General features: G+C 68.9%; 3 protein-coding genes. All 3 read right to left on the bottom strand.

What is annotated here, in order from left to right:
• The coding region (pgl, locus tag V6M57_RS17440; protein WP_332816273.1) for a 6-phosphogluconolactonase at positions 1 to 688 on the bottom strand (688 nt) is incomplete at its 3' end.
• Positions 688 to 2,163, bottom strand: coding sequence for a glucose-6-phosphate dehydrogenase (zwf, locus tag V6M57_RS17445; protein ID WP_332816274.1), 1,476 nt, complete (start codon positions 2,161 to 2,163; stop codon positions 688 to 690). The genes pgl and zwf, both read right to left, overlap by 1 nt.
• A 111-nt stretch (positions 2,164 to 2,274) precedes the next feature.
• A partial coding sequence (locus V6M57_RS17450; protein WP_332816275.1) for a PfkB family carbohydrate kinase occupies positions 2,275 to 2,814 on the bottom strand: 540 nt, incomplete at its 5' end.

Below are 2,814 nucleotides of genomic sequence, written 5' to 3' on the forward strand. Positions count from 1 at the left end.
TCATCCAGACGCTTAAGGGGGTCTGTGTCTGGTTGATCACCAGCGAGATCGGAAGTGCCGCGTCCGCCTGTTGGGCGGCTCGGCGGTAGACGGCGAGCTTGTTCTCGCCGGCGATGGACAGCACCAGCTCGCGCGCGGCCAGCAGGGCGCTGAGGGTGAAGCTGATGCGCGCGTGGGGCGCGGTGTCGGGCACGACCCAGGCCAGGCGCTGATCGGTGGCGATGGCGCGCGCGTAGCCGGGCGCGGCGGGGAACAGCGAAGCGGTATGCGCGTCTTCGCCCATGCCGAGCACGGCCACGTCCAGCGGCCAGGGCAGGGAGGCGATGCGTTCTTCGGCGTCGCGCACCAGCGCGTCCAGCACTTCGGCATTGAACTTCGGCGCGAGTTCGCGGAAGAACGGCAGGAAGCGGGCAGCCGAGGCGCGGCCCTGCAGCAGGTGGCGGGCGACCAGGGCGGTGTTGCTGTCGGCGTGGTCGCGCGGGACGACGCGCTCGTCCACCAGCACGACGGTTACTTTCGCCCAGTCGAGGTCCTGCTCGCGCAGGGCTTCAAACATGGGAATGGGCGACTTGCCGCCCGACACCGCGAGGCTGGCCTGACCACGCGCGGCGATGGCGCTGCGCAGGGCGTTGGCGATGTGCGCGGCGATGGCGGCGGGGGTAGCGTTGGGGTGTTCGGTCACTGCCATCAGGACTCCTCTACCCAGGAAGAGCCTTCGCGCGCCATCAGCGCGGAAGACGCCGCCGGCCCCCAGCTGCCCGCCGTGTACGACTTGGGCTTTTCGTTGAGCTGTTGCCAGCCGTTTATGATGGGTTCGACCCAGGTCCACGCGGCTTCCAGTTCGTCGCGGCGCATGAAGTGGGTCAGGCGGCCTTTGATGACGTCGATCAGCAGGCGCTCGTAGGCTTCGGCGCGGCGCTCGGAGAAGGCGGTTTCCAGGTCGAGGTTCAGGCTCACCGGGCGCAGGCGCATGCCGCTGCCGGGCTCCTTGGCCATCATCTGCAGCTGGATGTGTTCTTCCGGCTGCAGGCGGATCATCAGGCGGTTGACCGACTGGCGTGGCGAGTCCTGGAAGATGGTGAAAGGCAGGTCGGCGAACTCGATCACGATCTCGGACTGGCGCGCCGCCATGCGCTTGCCGGTGCGCAGGAAGATCGGCACGTTGGCCCAGCGCCAGTTGTTGATGTGGGCCTTGAGCGCCACGAAGGTTTCGGTGTTGCTGTGGTGCGGGATGTTGGCTTCCTGCAGGTAGCCCACGGCGGCGTCGCCGTTGGCCGCGCCCGCGGTGTACTGGCCGCGCACGGTGTCTTTGGCCACGTCGGCCATGGTCATGGGGCGCAGCGAGCGCAGCACCTTGAGCTTTTCGTCGCGCACGGCGTCGGGGTCGAGCGACACCGGCGGCTCCATGGCCACGATGCACAGCAGCTGCAGCAAATGGTTCTGCACCATGTCGCGCATGGCGCCGGTGCCGTCGTAGAAGCCGGCGCGGCTGCCCACGCCCACGCTCTCGGCCACGGTGATCTGCACGCTCTTGATGTAGGGGCTGCGCCAGAGCGGCTCGAAGATGGTGTTGCCAAAGCGCAAGACCATCAGGTTCTGCACCGTTTCCTTGCCCAGGTAGTGGTCGATGCGGAAAATCTGCTGTTCCTGGAAGTACTGGCCCACGTCGTCGTTGATCTGCCGCGCCGAGGCCAGGTCGTGGCCCAGCGGTTTTTCCAGCACCACGCGCGAGTTCGCGTCGATGAGGCCGGCGCCGGCCAGGTTGGCGCAGATGCCCACGAACAGACTGGGTGCGGTGGCCAGGTAGTACACGCGGTCCGAGCCGGGCTGCAGGGCGGCGCCGAGCGCGGCGTAGTCGGCCGCCTGCGTGGCGTCGAGGGCGACATAGTCCAGCCGCTCCAGGAACCCCTGCCACGAGGCCATGTTGTAGGCCTTGGCCTCGATGAAGCCGGGCACTTTTTCCTGGATGAATTCGACGAAGGCGGCGCGGTCCCAGGGCTGGCGGCCCAGCGCGTGGATGCGGGTGGACGCGGGCAGGTTGTTGTGCAGGTGCGCCATGTACAGCGCGGGCAGCAGCTTGCGCACGGAGAGGTCGCCCACCCCGCCAAAGATCACCAGATCGAGGGGGGAAGCCGCGGCGGAGGAGGGCGTGGAGGTGCTCATGTCTCTAATTTAGTTACGTGAATGGCTGGATTTTAATGTAATCAAGTTACATGCGGGTTACCGGTTGTGATCGGATTTTCGGCGGGTTCCGATGCACCGGCGGCCTGGGGTTCAAAGCGCCTCGAACACCGGCGGCACGGCGGCCACGCGCGCCACCACCTCGGCCAGGCTGGGCGGCGCGCAGCCGGTCTGCATCACGCACAGGCTGGCGCTGGCCACCGCCCGGCCCAGGATGTGGCGTGCGTCCTCGGCGTCGAGCGCGATGTGGTCGGCGTGGCTGGCCGCCTGCACCGCCGGGCGTTCGAGCAGGGCGGCCAGCAGGCCGGCCAGGAAGCAGTCGCCCGCGCCCACGGTGTCGGCCACCCGCACCGGCTGCGGCTCGGCCGCTTGCCAGCCGCGGCCGTCGCGGTGCAGCAGCACGGCGCCACGGGGCCCTAGCGTGAGGGCCAGCCAGGTGGCGGGCGTGGCCTGCAGCAACTCGCGGGCCGCCTGCAGCGGGTCGGCGGCGGTGAAGCCCAGCGTGACCAGATCGTCGTCGCTCACCTTGACGAGGTGGGCCTGGCCGAGCGCGGCCATCACGCTGGCCCGGTAGGCCGCCATGTCCGGCACGATGGCCGGGCGCAGGTTGGCGTCGATCGCCACGAAGCGCCC

Origin of the sequence: Ramlibacter sp. (assembly GCF_036676645.1) — a bacterium.
Classification (GTDB): domain Bacteria; phylum Pseudomonadota; class Gammaproteobacteria; order Burkholderiales; family Burkholderiaceae_C; genus Ramlibacter.